The following is a 19157-nucleotide window of genomic DNA, read 5'->3' as shown; positions in this document are numbered from 1 at the left end:
CCCTCCCTCACCCTCCCCCCCATCCCCCCGACCCCCCCCCCCCCCCCCCCCCTCCCCCCCCCCCTCCCGCCTGCCCCCCGCAACCCCCCCCCCCTCCCTCCGTTCCTCCCCCCCCCCCCCCCCCCCCCCCCCCCCCCCCCCCCGTCCGGGCACCAACACCTGCGAGGAGAGACCATGCGGCGACCGACCATCGGGTACGCCCGGCCGGCGGCGCTCGCGCCGTTGCTGCTCGGCGCCCTCCTGGCCGGAACCGGGCTGACCGCCTGCTCGGACGAGCCGGAGGCGACCTCCGCCCTGACCGTTCGGGTGTTGGTCCGGGACATCAACATCCGCGAGGAAGGCATCGACTGTGCCGGAACCGGTCCGTACCTGTTCATCCACAACAGGGCGGCGTACCGGATCGTGGACGGCGACGGCGAAACGCTGACCGACGGCAAGCTGCCGCCCGGCACCTCGGTACGCACCTTCCAGGAGGATCTCGAAGTGGCGCGCATCCCCACCTACTGCGAGTTCGCCATCCCGGTCAACGTGCCCAAGCGGGACCGATACCGGCTGGTGGTCGACGATCGCGCCCCGATCGACCTCACCGCCAACAACGACGAGGGACCGGCGCTGGTCGCCGTGGTGCCGTCGTGAGGCGAATCTTCCGTACGGCGCCGACCGGCCCGGCATCGCGTACGGCGCTGTTGCCCGCGCTGCTGGTCGTGGCCGCGCTCGCGCTCGGCGCCTGCTCCGGTCCCGCCGATGAGTCCGCCGTCGGGGAATCCTCCGCCCCGGCGGCGGCTGCCGGCGGCGCCGGCACCCTGCCCGGCCCGGTGCCCGGCGGGCTGGCCCTGCGCCCGGCCCCGTCCGGTGCGCCCGGCGCACCCGCGTTCACCGGCACCCTCACCGACGGCACCCCGCTGACCGCCGCGAACCTCTGGGCCGACCGCCCGGTGGTGCTGCTCTTCTTCAGCTCCTGGTGCACCATCTGTGTCGAGCGCCAGAACGCGCTCAGCGAGCTTGCCCGCAGCTACCGCGACCGGGTGGTCTTCGTCGGCGTGGTCAGCGAGGACGAGCCCGCCGATCTGGAGACCTACCTGCGCGAGCACCGGGTCGAGTTCCCGGTGGTCTTCGACCGGGAACAGACGATCTGGCAGTCGTACGCGGTCCGTGAGCCACCGGCCGTGGCGATCGTGGCCAAGGGCGGCGCGTTGCTGCGCGGCTGGCCGGGCGGTCTCGACGCCACCGCGCTCGACGCCAGACTGCGCGAGTTGGTCATCGCCGGCTGAGGGATCGTTCCGAATCGAGCCGGTGTTGCCGAGGGCGCACTAGCGATACAGCTGAGGGTGGAGGGAACGCGGTGGAGTCGACCGGTTTCGACCAGGGGATGGATCCGCAGACGGGGGCGGCGGTCGGTGCCCCGGTGGCGCACAGCTCCGCCGGGCAGGTGGACCGGATCGGCCGGATGGCCGCCGCGGCGGCGCCCGTACTGGCGGCGCTGTCGCCGTTCGAGCGGGCCGGGCTGCTGCGTGCCGTCGGGGCGGCGCTGGAGCACGCCCGTGACGAACTGGTCGCACTGGCCGACCGGGAGACCGGGCTCGGTCCGGTCCGGCTGGGCGGCGAGTTGACCCGTACCACCGTGCAGTTGGAGTTCTTCGCCGACGCCGTGGAGGAGGGATCGCTGCTGGAGGCGGTGGTCGACCCGGCCGATCCGGGAGCCCGACCGGCGCCCCGACCGGACCTGCGCCGGATGCTGGTGCCGCTGGGGCCGGTGGCGGTCTTCGCCGCCAGCAACTTCCCGTTCGCGTTCTCGGTCGCCGGTGGCGACACGGCCAGCGCTCTCGCCGCCGGCTGCCCGGTCGTGGTCAAGGCGCACCCCGGACACCCTCGCCTGTCCGTCCTCAGCGGACGCATCGTGGCCGACGCGCTCACCGCCGCCGGTGCGCCGCCGGGATCGTTCGCCGTGGTGCACGGGACCGAGGCCGGGCGGGCCCTGGTCAGCCATCCGGCTATCCGGGCGGTCGGCTTCACCGGCTCGGAGGCCGGCGGCCGGGCCCTGCTCGACCTGGCGAACGCCCGCCCCGACCCGATCCCCTTCTACGGCGAGCTGGGTTCGCTGAACCCGACCGTCCTGACCCCGGCCGCGATCGGCGCCCGCGCGGCGGAACTGGCGGCCGGCTTCGTCTCCTCGTTCACCATGGGCGCCGGCCAGTTCTGCACCAAACCCGGCCTGCTGTTCCTGCCGGCGGGCCACGGATTGGAGCCGGCGCTGCTCGACGCGCTCCGGGGCGCCCCGGTCGGCCCACTGCTCAACTCCCGGATCCGGGACGGCTACACCGCCATCGCCACCGCCCTGGCCGGGGTGGAGGGCGTACGCGAACTCACCGGACCGGACGACGCGCAGCGTGCCGGCTACCGGGTGCCGGCGCGGTTGTTCGCGGTTTCCGTACCGGAGCTGCTGGCCCGGCCGGACGAGCTGCTGGCCGAGTGCTTCGGCCCGGCCGCCCTGCTCGTCGAGTACGCCGACCCGGCGCAACTGCTGGCGGCGCTGGCGGTCCTGCCCGGCAGCCTGACCGCGAGCCTGCACGCCGAACTCCCCGCCGACGAGGGGCTGGCCCGGCATCTGGTGGAGGTGTTCACCGCCCGCGCCGGCCGGGTCATCTTCAACGGCTGGCCGACCGGGGTGGCGGTCACCTGGGCGATGCAGCACGGCGGCCCGTGGCCGGCGACGACCGGTTCGATCCACACCTCGGTCGGGCAGACCGCCGCGCGGCGGTTCCTGCGTCCGGTCGCCTACCAGGGGCTGCCGCAGGAACTGCTGCCGGTGGCGCTGCGCGACGGCAACCCGCTCGGGATCGTCCGGCGGGTCGACGGCGTACTCGGCTAGGTCCGCGGGGACGGGTAGAGGTCGAGGGGGCCGGCGCCGGTCGTGGTGACGGGGGAGATCCACGGCCGGGTGGTGGGCAAACCGGGTTGTCACCCGTGAGCGAACCACCATAGGTTCGGTTCGGACGGCTCCGATCAGCAGGGGCCGACGGCACCGGGGGAGTGACGATGACGGGCGAAGACGATCTGGTCGAGGTGACCTCGCACGACGAGCTGCGTCAGCTGCTCGGGGCGCCACTGCGGCGGACGGCGGAGAAGGCGCGTACGTCCCTGCACGAGCACGACCGGCGGTGGCTGGCCGCGTCGCCGTTCTGCCTGGTGTCCACGGCCGACGCGGACGGCAACTGCGACGTGTCGCCGAAGGGCGACCCGGCCGGGTTCACCCTGGTCCTGGACGACACCACGATCGTGGTTCCGGACCGGCCCGGCAACCGGCGGGCCGACGGCTTCCACAACGTGCTCGACAACCCGCACGTCGGGTTGCTCTACCTGATGCCCGGTCGAGGCGACACGCTGCGGATCAACGGCCGGGCCCGGCTGGTCCGCGACGCGCCGTTCTTCCCCCGGTTGGCGGTCAAGGGCCGGGTGCCGGCCGTGGCCCTGGTGGTGGAGATCGACGAGGTCTTCTACCACTGCTCGAAGGCGTTCCTCCGGTCCGAGCTGTGGCGCCCGGAGAGCTGGCAGCCGGAGGCGGTGCCGTCGCGGGCGCACATCGCCCAGGCGCTGGAACGCCCCGACGAGACGATCGAGGAACTGGAGCGCTACTACGGCCCGAGCTACGCCGAGAAGCTCTACGGCTGACCGGCGTCACCGCCGGGGGCGGACGGTCACGTCGGGTTGGTAGATCCGGTACTCGCCGAACTCGATCGTCCGGGCACCGATGCCGCGCTCGCGCAGCAGGTCGCGGAAGGCCCGGTCGGCCGGCTCCAGCCGGGTGAACACGAAGGCCGGCCGGTCGGCCGCGTGCACCCTGCGCGGGTAGGCCGGGTAGCGGTCCTGACCGGGTCGCAGGCTGTCTCCGAGTACGGCGCAGAGCACCCGTTCCCGACTGTTGAAGATCAACCGGTTGCAGGTCCAGTAGCCGCCGTAGACGCGGGTGATCCCGGCCCGGCGCAGCACGGTGGCCAGTTCCCGGGACCGGCCCTCCTCGGCCCTGATGGTGGGTACTTCGGTGATCAGGTCGACGGTGGTCCAGACCATCGTGGCGGTCAGCACGGTCAGCAGCCCGGTCGCCAGCACCCCGCCCAGGCGTACCGGCACCCCGGTCCGCCCCGGCGCTCGGGTCGCCGCACTCGTGCTCGTCGGCGGATCCGGCCGCATGCCCGCCCGTCGGGGGCGGACACCGCGCCAGGCGTGGCCGGCCAGCAGCCAGACCGGCCAGAGGACGGCCGGCAGGGACAGTTGCAGGATCGACAGGTACCGGGCGCTGGCCAGGGGTGCGCTGGCCGCGAGCGAGCTGCGGGCGTACCCGGCGAGGGTGAGGGCGGCGCCGACGAGCAGGGCGAGCTGGGTGACGTACCGCAGCCGGCGGGCGAGCGGCGTGGTGCCGGCGGCGGCGTCGGCCGGGTGACCGGCGGCGGTCGGTGGGGGCAGTGGACCCGGTCGGCGCAGGCCGAGTATCGCGAGCACCGCCGCGACCAGCAGCAACAGCGGGTAGAGCGCACCCCAGGCCAGCTGCCAGTCGGCGCAGCCGGTGGAGAGGCAGATGCCGGTGGCGAGCGGGATCCCGACCAGCACCGCGCCGTGCAACTGGTCGACGGTCTCGGTGTCCCCGCCCTCCCCGGCGCTGACCTGCGACAGTACGGAGAGCGAGTCCTGCCCCGGCGGTGCCTGGATGTTGTCCAGGATCAGCGGCAGTACGCCGATGGCGAACCCGACGACCAGCAGCAGTCCCGCCCAACCGAGCAGTTCCCGGGCGTTGCCGACCAGCAGCACGATCGCGGCCACCGCGAGGTACGGCAGGATCAGCCAGTCGTCCCAGACGCAGAGCCCGGTGACCAGGCCGAAGGCACCGAAGGCGAGCCAGCGGTGGCGGCCGATCCGGTGCTCGCCGAGGGCCAGCGCGATCAGCAGCAGGGCGACGACCGCCGGTTTGACCTCCGGTCGGCCGCCGACGGCGGTGAGCTGGTCGCGGATGATCCGTTCCGAGCCGAGCGCGAGCAGCCCGACCGTGAACGTGGCCAGCCACGGTGAGTAGAGCCGGCGGGTGAGCCGGTACATCAGGTAGACGAAGGCGGCGTAGAGCAGGAGCAGGGGCAGTCGGAGCAGCACCCAGCTCGGTGCGAAGGCGGCGAACAGCGGCGCCGCGAGGTAGGACTCGACCACGCCCATGTAGTGCTGCCCGTAGAGGAAGATCGGCCATTCCCGGCCGGTGGCGATGTGTGCGGCGGCGAGCCCGAAGGTGGCCTCGTCACTGTTCGAGCCGGGTACGGTCAGCAGCATCAGGACCAGCCGGTAGCCGATCCCGACCAGCCCGAGTACGAGGGCCACCAGGCCCGGCGGATCGAGTGCTCCGCGTCGTCGTCCGGTCTGCCGCGCTGCCACTGACACGACCACGCCCCCGTCGTCGCCCCGCTGGCAGTGTCGCACGACGAATAGGGTGAAAACTGCTCAACTTGGCAAAGCGGGCAGCCTTCGGTATTTTTTGATCATCGCACCCCGTGCTCGCGTGGCCGGCCGGGTCGGTGTGTGGCAGGGTGTCAGGGTGTCGCTCGTACCCGCCCGATCGTCGGCCGTAGCCCGCCGCCCCCACCGGGCGGCCCGGGTCGAGGACGCGGTGCACGAGCTGCTCGCCCGGCGGCTGCGCCAGCGCGGTTGGCCGCCCACGATCGTCGCGTACGCCGGCTACGGCGGCCAGGGCTGGGTACGGGTGATGGGCCGGATGCTGCTCACCCGGATCGACCCGCGCGCCCCCCGACCCGCCGAGAAGGTACGCGGCTGGCGCAGCTTCGTCACCCTGCCGGTCAAGGACGCCCCGGTGCTGATCGAGGCCGGCGGCGGCCGCCACGAGGCGCGTACCGACCGCAGCGGCTTCATCGACGCCGTGATCAAGGCGGACCTGCCGCCCGGCTGGGGCTCGGCGCGACTGACCAGCCCCGGCGCCGAACCCGTCGAGGCGCCGGTACGCGTCGTCGACCCCGAAGCCCGGTTCGGCATCCTCTCTGACATCGACGACACGGTGATGGTCACCGCGCTGCCCCGGCCGATGCTCGCCGCCTGGAACACGTTCGTCCTCGACGAACACGCCCGGATGGCCGTGCCCGGCATGGCGGTGCTCTACGAGCGGCTGGTCACCGCCCATCCCGGCGCCCCGGTCTTCTACCTCTCCACCGGCGCCTGGAACGTGGCCCCGACGCTGACCCGGTTCCTCTCCCGGCACCTCTACCCGGCCGGTCCGCTGCTGCTCACCCAGTGGGGCCCGACGGTCGACCGCTGGTTCCGCAGCGGTCGGGAGCACAAGCGGGCCACCTTGGCCCTGCTGGCCCGCGAGTTCCCCAAGGTCCGCTGGCTGCTGGTCGGCGACGACGGCCAGCACGACCAGGAGATCTACGCCGAGTTCGCCGCCGCCCACCCGGAGAACGTGGCCGCGGTCGCCATCCGCCGGCTCTCCCCGACCCAGTCGGTGCTCGCCGGCGGTCTGCCCGGTCACCACAACGGCGACCCGCGCGCCTCCGGCCTGGCCGGCCAGCCCTGGCTCTATGCCCCGGACGGCGCCGGCCTCTGGCGCCTGCTGCGGGACACCGAGATCACCCAGTAGCGGCGGGCGGGGGGCCGTCGACCAGCTTGGCCCGGACCTTCTCGGTGTCCGGGTGGCTGATCTCGGCCATCACGTCGAGTGCCTGCCGCCACACGGTGTACGCATCGGCGACCTGCCCGGCCGCCCGGTGGTTGTCGCCCAGGCGGTGCAGGCTGTTCGCCTCGTACACCCGGTCCCCGGTTTCGCGCCGGATCCGGATCGCCTCCCGGTAGCACTCGGCCGCGTGCGCGTACTCGCCCAGGTGGTGGTGGGCGTAACCGAGGCTGTCCCAGGTGGCCGCCGTACCCTGCCGGTTGCCGACCTCCTGGAGGATGACCAGCGCCCGCCGGCAGTGCTCGATCGCCCGGTGGTGGTCGCCGAGCAGCACGTACACCCAGCCGGCGGAGTTGAGCGCGTGCGCCTGACCGGGGCGGTCACCGGCGGCGGTGTAGTGGTCGAGCGCGGTCAGGCTGTGGGCGAGGGCGTCGTCGTACCGCCCCTGCTTGTACGCGATGCCGCCGAGGCGGCGGCAGGTGTCGCCCTGCCCGACGTGGTCACCCAACTCGTCGAACAGCGCCACCGCGCGGGTGAGCTGCTCCCCGGCCTCGTCGTAGCGGCCGAGCTCGGTGTAGGCCAGGCCCAACTGGCTGCCGATCTGGGCCAGCCCGAGGCGGTCCGCGCGCGGATCGAGCGCCGCCTGCGCGGTCTCCTGCGCGGTGATCCAGTCGTTGAAGTGTCCGCGCCGGTGCAGGAACGGCACCATCGCCCAGGTGAGCTGCCAGGCGTGGTGCGGGAAACCCTCGGCGGCGGCCCGGCCGACGGCGGCGAGCAGGTTCGGGCGTTCGGCGCTGAACCAGGCCCACGCGGCGTCCACATCGGACGGAACCTCGGCGGCCGCGCCGGGCTGCGTCGGCGGGACGGCGCTCGCCCGCCGCTGATGGGAGAGCAGCCGGTCGGCCGCCAGGGCACTGTGCAGGTAGTGGTCGAGCAACCGGTGCCGGGCCGCCCGGCGCTCCAGCGCGCCGTCGTCGCTCGCGGCCAGTTCTCCGGCGTACGCGGCCAGCAGGTCGTGCATCGTGTAGCGGCCGGGCACGGGCTGGCCGGCCAGGTTCGCCCGGACGAGTTCGGCGAGCAGGGCACGGGCCCGCCGCAGCGGCACCCCGGCCAGGCTGGCGGCGGCCGGCAGACCGATGTCCGGTCCGGTCCTGGTCCCGCCGAGCAGCCGGAACAACCGCGCCGAATCGGCACCCAACGCGTGGTACGACCAGGAGAAGACCGCCCGCGCGTCGACCGCGTCGTCGGGATCGGCGAACGCGTCCAGCCCGCCCTCCTCGTCCTGCAACTCGGCGGCGATGCTCGCCAGCGACAGGCTCGGGTAGCTGGCCGCGCGGGCGGCGACCACGGCCAGCGCGAGCGGCAGCCCGCCGCAGCGGCGCAGGATGGCGTCGGTCGCCTCGGGTTCGGCGGCCAGTCGGGCGGCGCCGACCCGGCGGGCCAGCAGTTCCCGCGCGTCGGCCGCCGGCAGGATGTCGAGCACCAGCGGGTGTGCCCCGTCGGCGGCGACCAGGCCGGAGAGCTGGTTGCGGCTGGTCACGATCGCCAGGCAGCCGGGCCCGCCGGGCAGCAGCGGCCGGACCTGCTCGGCGTCGCGGGCGTTGTCGAGCAACACCAGGACCCGCCGGTCGGCGACCAGGCTGCGGTAGAGCGCGGTCTGCCCCTCGACGGTGCGCGGCGACCGTTCCGGGGCCACACCGAGCGCGTCGAGGATCCCGCGCAGCGCCTCGGCCGGGCTCATCGCCGTACCGGTCGGATCGAAACCGCGCAGGTTCACGTAGAGCTGGCCGTCGGGATAGCGCGGCGCCGCCCGGTGGGCCCAGCGCACCGCGATCGTCGTCTTGCCCGTACCGGCCATGCCGCTGATCGCGCTGACCACCATCGCCCGTGCCGGTGCGCCCGGTTCGGGAATCAGCGCCAGCGCGCGGCGCAGCTCTCCCCCGCGCCCGACGAAGCTCGACAGGTCCGGCGGGAGCTGCGCCGGGCGTACCACCGGCCCGGCCGGCGACGACTCGGCGGTGGGCCGGTCCGACCCCGTCGCGGCGTTACCGCGCTGCCCGTCGAGGACCAGCTCGTACGCCGCCCGCAACTCGCCGCCGGGGTCGATCCCGAGTTCGTCGGCGAGCGCGGTACGGACCCGGTTGAACACCGTCACCGCCTGCGCCTGCTGACCGGACGCCAGCAGCAGCAGGATCAGCCGCGCCTGCAACGGCTCGTCCAGCACCGCCCGTTCGGCGGCCCGCTGCACGTCGGCGACGAGTTCGTCGGCCTGCCCGTACCGCAGCGCGCAGTCGGCCGCCTCGCGTGCGGCGGCGAACAACTCCCGGTCGAGTTCGCCGAAGACCGGATGGGTACGGACGGCCGGGCTGATGTTGGCGGCACAGGGCCCCTGCCACAGCCGCAACGCCGCCGCGAAGTGCGCCACCGCCGCCGGGGTACGCCCCTGCGCGACCGCCGAACGGGCGTCGTCGATCCGGCGCCGGAACTCCAGCAGGTCCACGGTGTCGGCGTCGCCGGTGAGCTGGTAACCCCCGGCGGAGCGGCCCAGCAAGCGGCCGTGTTCCCGGGGACCGAGCGTGGGCTCCAGCAGCCGCCGCAGGGTGCCGATGTGCCCGTGTACGGCGTTGACGGCGGTGACCGGCGGATCCTGGCCCCAGAGCACGTCGACGATCCCGGCCAGGCTGACCGGGGTGCCGACCTGGGCGAGCAGTACGGCGAGCAGCGCCCGTACCTGCGGGGCGCCGAGTTGGACCTCGTCACCGCCCCGCCACAGACGCACCGGCCCGAGCACGGTCAGGCGTACCGGATCCGTCTTTTCCGCTGTCACTGAACCCATCGTCCCCGTCGCACGGGCCTGCTCGGCGGGCCCTCACTTCTTCTTCAGTTTTTCCCTGTGTCGCCCGGCCTACGGTCGGTCCCGTCACCCACCGGGGACGGTCGACCTGGCCATTATCGCCGCGACCGAGCGCAGTACCCCACCGGGACGCTCGGGAATTCGGCGCCAGCGGGGCGACGGCCGGCTCGTCCTCCTCGACAACCAGGGAGCACCATGAGTACCGCACCCGACACCATCGTGCTCATCCACGGTCTCTGGGTGACGCCGCGCAGCTGGGAACAGTGGATCGAGCACTACGAGAAGCGGGGCTTTCGGGTCATCGCTCCGGCGTACCCCGGTTTCGAGGTCGAGGTGGAGGCGCTGAACGCCGACCCGTCGCCGATCGAGGCGGTGACCATTCCGGGCATCGTCAGCCACCTGAAGTCGGTGATCGCCGAACTGGACCGCCCGCCGATCCTGATGGGGCACTCCGCCGGTGGTGTGTTCACCCAGATCCTGCTCGACCACGGCGTCGGCGCCGTCGGCGTGGCGATCAACTCGGCCCCGACCGAGGGCGTCACCGTGCTGCCGGCCACGCAGGTGAGGTCGACCTTCCCGGTGTTGAAGAACCCGGCGAACCGGCACCGCGCGGTCGCCTTCACCCAGGAGCAGTGGCACTACGCCTTCACCAACACGTTCACCGAGGAGGAGTCCCGGCGGCTGTACGAGCGCTACGCCATCCCCGGCCCCGGACAGATCGTGTGGGCCGGCCTGCTGGCGAACTTCCAGCCCGGCCGCCAGGCCGCGTGGGTGGACTACGCCAACGACAACCGGGCGCCGCTGCTGTTCGTCGCGGGGGAGAAGGACCACCTCATGCCACCGGCGATCCAGCACTCCAACGCCGAGCACTACACCTCGAACACGATCACCGAGGTCAGGGAGTACGCCGGCCGTTGCCACCTGCTCCCCGCGCAGCCCGGCTGGGAAGAGGTGGCCGACCACGCCCTGGACTGGGCGGTACGCCACGCCCGTACGTCCGGCTGATCCTTGCCGGATCCCCGGATACTCGTCGTCGACGTCGAAGCGACAGGAGAGCACGGATGTCCGGTGACCCGGCCGGGTGCGGCACAGCGGGCCGCCCGACGAGGCATTCATACGCGCGTGCCTGGCCGACGCCTTCGGCGGTACGGAGATCGCCTTCGAGGCGCGACGAGCAGGCGTACGCCGGATCTGGGTGGTCACGTCGACCGAGAACACCTCCGCCCTGCGGTTCTACCAGCGAGCGGGCTTCGACCTGATCCCGCTCGACCGTGACCTCGGGCGGTCGCAGGCCGGTCAGCCGAGCCACCGGTCGAACCAGGCACGGGTACGGCGGAGCACGTCGAGTTGGTGGTTGCGTTCGCGGATCGCGTGGCTCTCCCGGGGATAGACGACGTACTCGTGCTCGACCCCGAACCGGCGCAGCGCGCGGTGGAAGAACTCCGCCTGCGACACCGGCACGTTCGTGTCGTTCTCGCCGTGCAGAATCAGCACCGGCGTGCGCACCCTGGAGGCGTACGAGATCGGGCTGAGCCGGTCGTGGCGGTGCGGGCCCGTCCCCTCCCAGCCGCTGCTACCACCGAGGGCGGACTCGAACGGCCCCTCTTCCCCGGTTGCGGCGAGCATTCCCCAGTCGCTGATTCCGGCTCCCATCACGGCGGCCTTGAACCGGTCGGTCTGCCCGACCGCCCAGGCGGCCATGAACCCGCCGTGGCTCCAGCCGCCGATGCCCAGCCGGTCGGGGTCGGCGACGCCGTCGGCGACGAGCAGGTCGATGCCGGTGCAGATGTCGGTCCACTCATCGCCGCCGACCGCACCGGCGGCACGCGCCGCGAAGTCGTGGCCGTGCCCCTTGCCGCCGCGCGGGTTCGGCAGGAACACGGCGTAGCCCCCGGTCGCCAGCCACTGGCCGGGCGGCTCCCAACCGGCCGTGAGCCGGTCGGCGTGCCGGTCGTACGGGCCGCCATGAGCCAGCGTCACCAGCGGGAAGGGCCCGTCCGCGCGGGACCGACCGGCGGGCAGGATCAGCAGGCCGTCGAGGACCAGCCCGTCGGATGCCTCGTACGACAGGCGCTCCTGGACACCCCACCGGATGTCGCGGAGTTCGGGCCCGAGGTCGGTCAGCCTCGACAGCGGCCCGCGGGTGGGGCCGGCGTGGACGTTTCCGGGCTCGTAGGACGTGCTGACCGCCACCGCGACACCGTCACCGTGCCGGTTCGCGGTCAACAACCTTGCGAGGCCGTCGACCCGGAACACCTCGACGAGGTGGGGCCCGACCGGATCGAGCCGATGGATCGCGGTATCGAGCCCGTCGGCGACCAGCGCCAGCGGCGTACCGTCGTCGACCTGGACCAGGTCGCTCGGGCAGCCGGTCGTGCCGGCGGTCAGGTTGCGGTGCGCGCCCACCGGCCCGCTCACCGGTACGGCGACATCGAGAACCGCGTGCCCGCCCACCAGGACCGGCGGGGTCTTCGCGACGTATGCCAGGTGCCAGCCGTCGTCGGCGGACCACCAGGCGAGAGACGACGCGTCCGCCGCAGCCGGGCCGAGGTCCCGCGCCCTTTCGGCGTACGGGTCGAGCAGGTGAAGTCCTGGCTCGACCCGACCCGGATCCACGTCCGGGGTCGACCAGGTGAGGACCGCCAGCGTTCCGTCGCCGGGTCGCCGGGCCACCTCGACGACATGGCGATCACCGAAAGCGTCCGGTGTCCGGACCTCCCGGCTCCGGACGTCGAGCAGTCGCAGCCGGTCCGGGCGTACGCGCTCGCCCCACACCCGGGCGTCGTCGCGCTCCCGGTCCCGACGTTCGTCCTCGGCGGACGGTTCGTCGGCCGCGATCACGACGACCAGGTCGGGATCGGCCAGCGGAAGGTGACCCGACACCCCACCGGACCAGGACGTGAGCGCCTCCACGACACCGTCGACCAGCCCGACCCGATGCACCTGCGCCGTGCCGCGCTCGGCCCGGTCGGAGAGGAAGTAGACCAACTGCGAATCCGCGGCCCACCGTGGCGCCGAATCGTGCGCCTCACCCGAGGTCAGTCGTCGAGGCGTCCCGGACCCGTCGGTGGCGGCGACCCAGAGCTCGGCAACGGGGTGATCACCAGCCCGGCCGACCGGGGCGACCACGTACGCGACCCACCTGCCGTCCGGCGACAGTGCCAACCCCCGCAGCACTCGACCGTCAACGACCAACTCGGCGGAGAGCTGCGTACGGGCCACGAGGCACAGTACCGATCAACCACCACGGCGACCAACGCCGCCGCGTTACCAGCACACGCTCAGGTCGACGCTGCCCCGGGCGACACAGCCGTAGTAGTACCTGATCTGTGCCTCGAACTGCTCGATGATGCGGTTGGCATGCTCGGGGTACGAGGCGAGCACGCGTTCGACCGTGCCCCACACGATGGTCAGGTCCTGAGCCGTGCGGTACCCGCTGATGCCGTAGCAGGGCACGTCCGTGTGGAAGCCGTACTCGATGTCCTCTCTTCGATAGGCGCTGTGGACCGTTTCCTGGACGGGCACCTCCACGATTTTCTCCCAGGCGGCGTTTCTTTCGTCCCAGTCGTCGCTGAGCACGCCCGTCAGATCGATCCGCTCCGGGGTATCGGCCGCGGCGAGCAGATGACCGAACCAGTCCGGATCCGGGTATTTGCCGAGGTCGAGGCCGCCGAGTCGACGCTGCTGCTCAACCGAGAAGGTCAGGTGGGGCCAGGTGAACCTGGTGCGAAGCTCCTCGTCGGTCAGGGTCGAGCAGATCGCCGCCGTACTCCAGCCCGGTGCGGTATCGGAATCCGGGTCACCGGCCTCGAACAGCAGCCCGTCGACCCACTCCTCGTCGTCGGGGCGTTCGAGGAGCCGGGCGAGCAGGGCTGCGGGTATCTCCTTGTACGCCGGGTACATTCCCATCGCGCCACGATAAGGCCACCAGCGACAGACCCTGGTGGACCATCCACCGTGGCATGCCAGACACCAGGCTGTCGGCTGGGTCGAGCTGCGTCCGTACAGATGCGCACAGCTGCCGTTGACGGGGCGCCCCGGACGGTGAGCCTCCGTGCGCTGTCGAGGGATGTGCCGTCGGTGGCGCCCCGCCGGCAACCTCTCCAAGCACCTCGGTGTGCTTGAGAACGCCGACCTGATCGCGGTGGAGAAGGGGTACGAGGGCCGGCGCGGCCGTACCTGGATCACCCTCACCCCCGCCGGCAGCACCGCCCTGGCCGAAGAGATCGCGCGACTCAAGCTGCTCATCACGCGCGTCGAGACCATCGACACCCCGGAGGACCGATGACCATCGCACTGACCCGTCGACACCTGCTCGCAGCCGCGCTCGCCCCACTGATGTGTCCGGAGATCCTTGCCTTCGCCCTCTACAGTGGAGCTTGTACCGATAGCGTCGACGGTGTGGCCAAATCGCCAAGGACTTGAGCGAGGTGCCGGTGGGTGACGGGTGTGAGGCGGTAGATTGGAACCCACTGGGCTCGGCCGGGGCACACTCTCAACTGGCCGGTGTGGTCGCTGGTCTCGTCTTCGCCGGCATAGTCATGCTGATCGACCGGCAGACGTCGAGAGCCCCGTCGGCCAAGGCGTTGACGATGTTCATCGCCGGCCTGGTCACGTTCGCGCTGGACAGCTTCTTCTTTGGCGTCATCGCCGGTGAACGGATCTGCCCCCGGGTCTGGACCCAGACGACGGTGGCGGCTGGGCTGCTTGGGGTTGGCTCGCTCACCCTGTTCACCGGCTTGGCGTGGCTGATCGCCGGGCGCAGCGAGTTTGAATCCCCGCTCCGGTTCGTCCGGGTGACCGCGTACGGTCTGTCCCTGGTGATAGTCGGGCAGTTGACGGTGACCGCGCACGACTATCTGAGGGATGTCCGGCCCGAGGGCATGTACCCCTGGCTCGACTGGCTGGTTCGAGCATGGTCGGCGCTGGTCGCGCTGGTCATCGTCGGGCACGCGTGCGCTCCCCGACTTCGTTACGGGGCGCATCGGGCGGTGACCCACGCGGCCTACCTCGGGATTGCCTACGTCTTCAGCTGTGCCGTCATCTTTGGTCTGTTGACCGCTGTCGACCGGAGCTACTGGGCGGACGGCGTCCCGCCAGACGTATTCATCGCCGCCTCTCTTCTCTCGGTCATGCTGCCTGGCCTAGTGGTCGTTGTCCAGCTGATGGCCTTTCCGTCGGCGACGGTGGCGGTACGGCCGCCGGTCCCTCCGTCGCCATGAGTGGGAGGTCTGCGTGACGCGGCCCGACTACGCGGCGTTCGACCACGAGCGGGTGGACAGTACGAGGCGGTAACCATCCGGATCTTCGACGGTGATACCCCACCGATCCCAGTACGCGCCTTGGGAGACGCGCTTGCCACCGGCCCGTTCGAGGCGGGCCACGACCGCGTCGTCGATCGGTTCGGATACGTAGAGTACGAAAAGATCTTCGCTTGTCGGTGTCGGCCGCACCGAGAGGTTCGGGCCCCCAACCAGCTCCAGATGCCATGACGCCTCGCGCCAGCCCAGCATCAGCAGGTCGTGTTCCCCGGGGCCGCCCGCGGCCCGGTAGAGCACCTCCAGCCCCAGTCCCTGCACGTAGAAGCGCTCGGCCGCCGCAAGGTCACGGGTGGGCCGGGCGAGACGAATACCTACCTTCGGGTCGATCATGCGAACAGCTCCGTTCGGACGAGTGACGATCATGCTGCAACCTGAACCGTGCTTGAAGTCAAGGCGGCTCATCCCGTAGGGCGCGTCCCTTCTCCGTCGGCGGGCCGGTGGTGGCCGGAACGACTGCGGGAAGGTAGTTGATCTCGGAGGGTGCGTAGTGGCTCACCCATGTGCTTCAATGCCGATACTGGCAAGTTGATCGAGGCCTCGAAACAGAGGATCGAAACACAACAAGGAGCGTGCATGAGACGACGCATCCCCGCACTGCTGGCGGCAACCGCCCTCGGCCTGGCACTGGTCCCGGGGCCTGTCCACGCGGCGACCCCCGCGAGCGTCAGCGCGGGCGGGGGCATCGTCGCCCCACCGCAGTTCGACCTCGCCGCCGCTCGCTCCGCAGATCCGGCGACCCGGGCGCGCATCGACGCCATCACCGCACTGCTGCCGACGAACTGGCAGGCCATGCTCGCCGACAAGCGGGAGCGCATGGGCCTGAAGCCGACCCTCGTGCAGGAGGTGGTCGCGGAGGCGATCGACCCGTCGCTCTACGAGTGCCAGGACACCCAGTTCAGCACGTACGCGCAGGGCCTGATCGAGGGCGTCGACCTCGACACCCTGCTGGTTCTGGTTATCTTCGGCGTCCTGGACTACCCGGCCTACGACGCGCTGATCTACGGCCAGGCCAACAACGAGACGGACTACGGTCTGCCCGCCAGCCACAAGAGCACGTTGAAGCGGACCTTCAAGGACGCGCAGCAGTTCTGGGATGTCGACCTCTTCGACGTCAAGTTCATGGCGATGCAGAACGACATGCTCCAGGACCCCGAGCGAGTGGCCCGCATGGTCTCCTTCCTCTGGGGCATAGCAGACGATCAGGCGGCAGCCATCGCGGCCGAGATCATGGCCATCATCAACTCCGCCCCCGCGCTCGACGGAGGACGCAACCCGATCTTCACGCTGAACGCCTTCGCCTTCACCGCCGAGGGTGAGACCGACCCGGTGCTCAGCGGCCTGCCGGACAAGGTCGTCTTCGGTGAGGGCCTGCTCACCGCGCTCGACGGACTCGGTCTGGGAACGGCCGGTTCGCGCACGGTACTCGCCCACGAGATGGCCCACCACGTTCAGCTCGAACAGGGCATGTTCGACAGCCCGTTGACCGGTGCCGAGGCGACTCGCCGCACCGAACTGATGGCCGACGGCTTCGGCACCTACTTCGTCGTTCACCCTCGCGGGCTCAACTTCAACGGCGTCCAGATCCACCAGGCGCAGCAAGCCTTCTACGAGGTCGGCGACTGTTCCTTCGAGAGCCCCGGCCACCACGGCACCCCGAACCAGCGCCTGCGGGCCTCGGTCTGGGGCGCCCAGGTCGCCCAGCAGGCCACGGGCACCCAGCCCGTCCTGCCGTCGATGAACCTGTTCAACCGGTTCGAGCGCAAGCTCCCGGCGCTGGTCAAGCCGGACGCGCGCCCGGCACCGGCCGGCCGCCTCTGACCCGTTCCACCCGGTGGGCCGTCCGATTCCGGGCGGCCCACCGCCGTACGTGCGGTACGTGTGTCATCGATCCTGGGCAGGGTGGGGCATGGTGCCGGTCGAGGTTCGTCTCGGGCAGAGTCGATGGCGTACCTCGTTGTTCCCCAGGGATGGCGGCTATGTGCTGCCGCTGCGCGACTCGGTGCGCAAGAAAGAGCAGATCGCCCTCGACGATGTCGTGCACGTCCGCCTGACTGTGCTCACGGGACAGCGGCCCACGTCGGCGCGGTAGGAGCAGGCGCCTCGGGTCAATGCGGACCTGCCGTGCCCGCTACCCTCCACTGCGGATGGTGGTTGGAGATCGAGAGGATTGTCGACGTGGCACAGACAGCCGATCGGCCCGGCACCTCCGAGCCAGCCGGCCCCGAGCACGGAGTGCCACTGGTCGAGCGGGTCATCGCGTCGGTCTCGGCGAAACCCGGTGACCTGATCATGGACTACGCGCCCTGGGCGGGTGCCTGGCTGGACGGCCCACCCACTCCGGTGCCGACCGATGTCCTGGCGACGTTGAGGTTCCCCAGCGGTCGGCCGCTACCGCCGAGCCTGCGTCGATGGCTGGCGTACGACACGAGCCTGCTCGTCCGTTTCGGCTGGTTCGCGCCGGACGGCAGCCACCGGTTGACACCGCGTCCACTCGGGGAACTGGCCGCCGCCGAGTACGGCGAGCCATGGGCGACGATCTACCGCCCGGTCTCCGCTCGATTCGGCGAGTGTTTCCTGCTGCCCGGCGGTTCGGACTCCCGTCGGGTGTTCGCCGTGACCGAACCCGACGAGACCGGCGAGTACCCGGTGCTCGCCCTGGACGTCGACGACCTGCCGTGCATCGAACTGATGTATCCGGGCTTCGACGCCTACCTGGCCGACACCGCCGGACTCATCACCAGGCCGGAGGACGGTTACACGGCACTGGCGACCGACCCCACGTACGGTCCGCGCATGCGCACCCACGCCCGTCACACCTTCGGTGGCAGGTACGGCGCGACCTTCCCCGAGGCACCGTTCGACGACGCCGTCTTCGACGACGACGGCAGGGGCTCGGCCTGACCCGGCCGCTACCCGGCGCCGAGGCAGACTGCCCGGCGAATCGGCACACGACCCGAGGGGCAAGACGCGGTTCTCGGGTACGCCCAGCGCGTCCTCCGGATCGGCGAACGGGTGTGTCTCAGGGCAACGGCATGTACCAGTGGGCGCCGGTGACCCGGATCCGGGTGGACTGCTTGCGGTTCCACTCCACCCGCATGCCGTATTTGCGGAGTACCGGAAACGCGATGCCGTCCAGCAGCCGTTCCAGGTCGGCCTGGTAGCTGGCCTGCTGTTCGTCCTCGGACAGAGCGGCGTAGGCGGCCTCGTCGAAGTCCACCGGCGGATAGGCGCCGTAGCCGAGGTAGACCTCGCCCTCCGCACTTGCGATCAGCGACTCCGTGTCCTGCTGGTGGTACCAGAGGAACCCGTGCCAGTGACGGGAGTCGTCCCGCTCGTCGTGGATCTCGCCGGCCGCGCAGGTGCCGCAGCAGCTGAAATTCTCCCTGGCCAACACGCCGAGCTCGTTGAGGTCGGCGAAGGCACGGCCCAGGTTGCCGCGCACCTCGCCCCACTCACGCTGCTGCTGACGCCGAGCGGCCAGTGCCTTCTCGTACGCCGTCCTGAGCTCCTCGTCGGTGGCGCCGTGACGCTGCTCGTCCTCGTCGAAGACATCCACGAACTCGTCGGCGTCGTCCTGACCGCGCACGACCCGGGCCCAGATCTCGTCCTCGACCTTCCGGTGGCCCGGCTCGGCGATCCGCTCGGTCAGGAAACCGACCCCCTCGGGACGATCGTTGTAGATCCATTCGGTCACGGCGACGATCCTTGCACGAACCTCCGACAGCCCGAGCCGGCTCGCGGACAGGTTGAGCGGGTGGCACCGGGGATACCCACCCCTTCCCTGCAATCATGGTGGCGTGACTGCCTGGCTGCCCACGCCGCTCGATGCCGGTCGAGTGCTCCTTCGTCGGCCGGCCCCCGACGATCTGGCCGCGCTGGTCGGGCTCCTCACCGACGGCGAGGTTCGCCGTTTCCTCGGTGGGGCGCTGGATCGGCAGACCGCGCGGGAGAGAGTCGTTCGGCTCGTCGCCGACCCGTCCTGGGGACAGTTCGTGATCGTCGATCGGGCCACGGGTGAGCTGGTCGGCAGCGGCGACCTCAGTCGTAAGCGCGGTCCCTGGGAGATTTCGTACCAGCTGCGGCCGGCGTCATGGGGAATGGGGCTGGCATCGGAGACGATCAGTGCACTGGTCGACTGGTTCTTCGCGACGATGGACGAGGACGTCCTGATCGCGGTGACACAGGACGCCAATGATCGTTCGACGAGGCTGCTGGAGCGGAATGGGGCGACGGTGCAACACCGGTTCGAGCAGTACGGAGCGCTCCAGCGACAGTACGAGTTCCGCCGTGACCGTCGGCATCGCCAGACCACGTGAAAGGTCGG

At 71.4% G+C, this 19157-nt stretch carries 18 protein-coding genes; 12 read left to right on the top strand and 6 right to left on the bottom strand.

The annotated features are described in order from the left end of the window. Positions 1-174: 174 nt before the first annotated feature. From ACZ6QQ_RS12095 to ACZ6QQ_RS12080, 4 genes are all read left to right on the top strand, one after another. Positions 175-636: a hypothetical protein gene (locus ACZ6QQ_RS12095; protein ID WP_465876001.1), complete on the top strand. Its 462-nt coding sequence runs from the start codon at positions 175-177 to the stop codon at positions 634-636. Continuing rightward, positions 633-1271, top strand: a complete 639-nt coding sequence (locus ACZ6QQ_RS12090; protein ID WP_465876000.1) for a TlpA family protein disulfide reductase — start codon at positions 633-635, stop codon at positions 1269-1271. Before ACZ6QQ_RS12095 ends, ACZ6QQ_RS12090 begins: the two co-directional genes overlap by 4 nt. A 71-nt stretch (positions 1272-1342) precedes the next feature. After that, positions 1343-2869: an aldehyde dehydrogenase (NADP(+)) gene (locus tag ACZ6QQ_RS12085; protein ID WP_465875999.1), complete on the top strand. Its 1527-nt coding sequence runs from the start codon at positions 1343-1345 to the stop codon at positions 2867-2869. A 167-nt stretch (positions 2870-3036) separates the two neighbouring features. Next, entirely contained in the window at positions 3037-3669 is a 633-nt protein-coding gene (locus tag ACZ6QQ_RS12080; RefSeq protein WP_465875998.1) for a pyridoxamine 5'-phosphate oxidase family protein, read from the top strand. 6 nt (positions 3670-3675) lie between these two features. Here the strand turns inward: ACZ6QQ_RS12080 and ACZ6QQ_RS12075 are convergent, their stop codons facing one another. Beyond that, the gene (locus ACZ6QQ_RS12075) at positions 3676-5424 is read right to left on the bottom strand and encodes a hypothetical protein (protein WP_465876283.1); all 1749 of its coding nucleotides are present in this window, start codon (positions 5422-5424) and stop codon (positions 3676-3678) included. A 148-nt stretch (positions 5425-5572) separates the two neighbouring features. Here ACZ6QQ_RS12075 and ACZ6QQ_RS12070 point away from each other — a divergent pair, with 148 nt between their 5' ends. After that, entirely contained in the window at positions 5573-6625 is a 1053-nt protein-coding gene (locus ACZ6QQ_RS12070; protein ID WP_465875997.1) for an App1 family protein, read from the top strand. Here the strand turns inward: ACZ6QQ_RS12070 and ACZ6QQ_RS12065 are convergent. Next, positions 6615-9485 carry an AfsR/SARP family transcriptional regulator gene (locus tag ACZ6QQ_RS12065; RefSeq protein ID WP_465875996.1) on the bottom strand — a complete coding sequence of 957 codons (2871 nt, stop codon included), beginning with the start codon at positions 9483-9485 and terminating at the stop codon, positions 6615-6617. The two genes, ACZ6QQ_RS12070 and ACZ6QQ_RS12065, sit on opposite strands and share 11 nt — an antisense overlap. Before the next feature lie 222 nt (positions 9486-9707). Here ACZ6QQ_RS12065 and ACZ6QQ_RS12060 point away from each other — a divergent pair, with 222 nt between their 5' ends. Next, positions 9708-10517 (top strand): alpha/beta hydrolase, encoded by an 810-nt coding sequence (locus ACZ6QQ_RS12060; RefSeq protein ID WP_465875995.1) that lies wholly within the window; start codon positions 9708-9710, stop codon positions 10515-10517. A gap of 291 nt (positions 10518-10808) precedes the next feature. Here the strand turns inward: ACZ6QQ_RS12060 and ACZ6QQ_RS12055 are convergent, their stop codons facing one another. Continuing rightward, the gene (locus ACZ6QQ_RS12055) at positions 10809-12734 is read right to left on the bottom strand and encodes a S9 family peptidase (RefSeq protein ID WP_465875994.1); all 1926 of its coding nucleotides are present in this window, start codon (positions 12732-12734) and stop codon (positions 10809-10811) included. Between the two features lie 45 nt (positions 12735-12779). Beyond that, positions 12780-13421, bottom strand: coding sequence for a hypothetical protein (locus ACZ6QQ_RS12050; protein WP_465875993.1), 642 nt, complete (start codon positions 13419-13421; stop codon positions 12780-12782). A 160-nt stretch (positions 13422-13581) separates the two neighbouring features. Here ACZ6QQ_RS12050 and ACZ6QQ_RS12045 point away from each other — a divergent pair, with 160 nt between their 5' ends. Continuing rightward, complete coding sequence (locus ACZ6QQ_RS12045) at positions 13582-13800, top strand: transcriptional regulator (protein WP_465875992.1); 219 nt, start codon at positions 13582-13584, stop codon at positions 13798-13800. Between the two features lie 220 nt (positions 13801-14020). Next, positions 14021-14734, top strand: a complete 714-nt coding sequence (locus tag ACZ6QQ_RS12040) for a hypothetical protein (protein ID WP_465875991.1) — start codon at positions 14021-14023, stop codon at positions 14732-14734. A gap of 27 nt (positions 14735-14761) precedes the next feature. On the opposite strand, the gene ACZ6QQ_RS12035 is transcribed toward ACZ6QQ_RS12040, so the two are convergent. Next, the gene (locus tag ACZ6QQ_RS12035) at positions 14762-15163 is read right to left on the bottom strand and encodes a VOC family protein (protein ID WP_465875990.1); all 402 of its coding nucleotides are present in this window, start codon (positions 15161-15163) and stop codon (positions 14762-14764) included. A gap of 243 nt (positions 15164-15406) precedes the next feature. Here ACZ6QQ_RS12035 and ACZ6QQ_RS12030 point away from each other — a divergent pair, with 243 nt between their 5' ends. From ACZ6QQ_RS12030 to ACZ6QQ_RS12020, 3 genes are all read left to right on the top strand, one after another. Then, on the top strand, positions 15407-16651 hold the full coding sequence (locus ACZ6QQ_RS12030; protein ID WP_465875989.1) for a hypothetical protein: 1245 nt from the start codon (positions 15407-15409) through the stop codon (positions 16649-16651). 13 nt (positions 16652-16664) lie between these two features. Next, the gene (locus tag ACZ6QQ_RS12025; protein WP_465875988.1) at positions 16665-16922 is read left to right on the top strand and encodes a DUF1905 domain-containing protein; all 258 of its coding nucleotides are present in this window, start codon (positions 16665-16667) and stop codon (positions 16920-16922) included. 86 nt (positions 16923-17008) lie between these two features. Further along, on the top strand, positions 17009-17734 hold the full coding sequence (locus ACZ6QQ_RS12020) for a hypothetical protein (RefSeq protein WP_465875987.1): 726 nt from the start codon (positions 17009-17011) through the stop codon (positions 17732-17734). 118 nt (positions 17735-17852) lie between these two features. Here ACZ6QQ_RS12020 and ACZ6QQ_RS12015 read toward each other — a convergent pair whose 3' ends face one another. Beyond that, complete coding sequence (locus ACZ6QQ_RS12015) at positions 17853-18527, bottom strand: DUF6891 domain-containing protein (RefSeq protein WP_465875986.1); 675 nt, start codon at positions 18525-18527, stop codon at positions 17853-17855. A 103-nt stretch (positions 18528-18630) separates the two neighbouring features. Here ACZ6QQ_RS12015 and ACZ6QQ_RS12010 point away from each other — a divergent pair, with 103 nt between their 5' ends. Then, positions 18631-19149, top strand: a complete 519-nt coding sequence (locus ACZ6QQ_RS12010; protein WP_465875985.1) for a GNAT family N-acetyltransferase — start codon at positions 18631-18633, stop codon at positions 19147-19149. Positions 19150-19157 lie beyond the last annotated feature (8 nt).

Source organism: Micromonospora sp. NPDC049529 (assembly GCF_055586685.1).
The sequence above is the reverse complement of the archived record's forward strand: the minus strand, read 5'-3'. Positions and strand labels throughout refer to the sequence as shown.